Genomic DNA, 1,764 nt, shown 5'->3' with positions numbered 1-1,764 from the left:
GAAGGCCGCCTGACTCCGAGCAACAACTGACCATCAACAACCAAGATCAGCCGTTAAATTGACACACCCGGCCGGAGAAGCTGCGGCTTCGTTGGGCGGTCACGCGACGGCGACTCTCCCCCCGGTGGATACCGCCAGGGCTGGCCGCGTTCGGCGACCTGGGTGTCGACGTCGGCAGGGGCAGGCGGGGTAGCCGACGCCAGCCGCGCACAGGCGTTCGGTGCGGGGCTCTGCGGGGTGAGTTCGACTTACAGTCAGCTGGCTCGGTGCTGGCGGGTGAACTGCTTGTTCCCGTCGAGGGAGTGCATCTGCACGTCGACGGCGGATCTTCGAGCGGGGCGAACTCGCCCATGCTCGCGTGTCAGTGGCCAGGGGCTCGGAGAGAGTTCACCTCGCGGAGGAGATGGCTAGAAGTAGGCGAGGAGCAGCTACAGGGCTTGTCGCCAGCCGCTCACCGATAGAGGGTCCAAGCCGTTCGTGCCGTGGCCGGCGAAGGACAGCCGGTAACGCGGGCCGCGAGGCCGTCCGCTGATGTCGGTCACGAGTGGGCGAGAAGTCAACTTGCTGTCAGCTCGTCCAGGTCAGGTTGAGCTCCGGTTCGGACGAAGCCATCCGGCAGTGATCGGGTCCTGCCGTTGTGCCGGGATCAATGGGACGGTTGCGCAATGCCGTCCCGGACGGGGGTCTGACTCATGAGATCTGCGACCGAAGTGTCCAGTCACAGGCTTGTCGACCGTCGTTGCGGGATGGTGTTTGCAGCCACCGAGCCACAGGGCGTGTCTCAATAGGGGCCTTGCCGAGTTTCCGGCGCCATCACGGTTCAGACCGCCTGGGCAGGCCGGTGCCATCCGCCCAGCACGTCACCACACGGGAGGCCAACCACCATGACGACCAGACAGCACAGCACCTCCTCTCGAGCACGGATCCTCCCGTTCGGCGCGAGGTCGTCCTGGGCGTGGACACGCACGGTGAGGTGCATGTCGCCGCCGTGGTCTCCCCGCTCGGGAAGATCTTGGGGACCGAGTCCTTTCCGGCGACGGCGGCTGGCTACCGGCAGCTGCTCGTGTGGGCCCGTAAGCGGGGGACGGTGCGCCGGGTCGATGTGGAGGGCACCGGTACCTTCGGCGCGGGCCTGTCCCGCTACCTGCTTGCTCAGCTCGTCGCTGTTCCGCACCTGCGCGACCCTCAGCCCACCCGATGGTGGGGGAGACGAGGACGCGGTGGCCCAGGCCACCCACATGACGTGGCGCATGCTCGCCGAGCGTATTGAGCAGCTCACCGCTCAGATCGACGAGCTGAACCAGCGCCTGACCCGGCTCGTCGAGCGCCACGCCCCACAGTTGCTTGAACGGGTGGGCATTGGTCCGGACAGCGCCGTCACTCTCCTGATCACCATGGGGGACAACCCTGACCGGCTGAACACCGAGGCGTCCTTTGCTGCCCTTTGCGGAGTCAGCCCCGTCGAGTACTCCTCGGGCCGGCGGAGCACGCGTCGGCTCAACCACGGCGGCGATCGGCACGCCAACGCCGCCCTGCACCGCATCGTCTTCACCCGCCTGCGCCACGACCCGCGCACCCAGGCGTACTACGAACGCCGCACCCAGGAGGGCAAGACCCGACGCGAGATCATTCGATGTCTCAAGCGATATGCCGCCCGCGAGGTGTTCAACCTGGTCAGGCCGGCCTCCCTCGCCCCCGCGTTATAGGGGCGTCCGTGAGACGTGAGAGGGTCTGGGGCGTGAGTGAGACACCCCCGAACACCCT

General features: G+C 67.1%; 1 pseudogene. It reads left to right on the top strand.

Features of this window, described 5'->3' with window-relative positions:
- The first annotated feature begins 949 nt into the window (after positions 1-949).
- Positions 950-1,706, top strand: a pseudogene (locus tag ABZ646_RS46155) (transposase).
- The last annotated feature ends 58 nt before the right edge of the window (positions 1,707-1,764 follow it).

It is taken from the genome of Streptomyces sp. NPDC007162 (genome assembly GCF_040634175.1).
Taxonomy (GTDB): domain Bacteria; phylum Actinomycetota; class Actinomycetes; order Streptomycetales; family Streptomycetaceae; genus Streptomyces.
The sequence above is the reverse complement of the archived record's forward strand: the minus strand, read 5'-3'. Positions and strand labels throughout refer to the sequence as shown.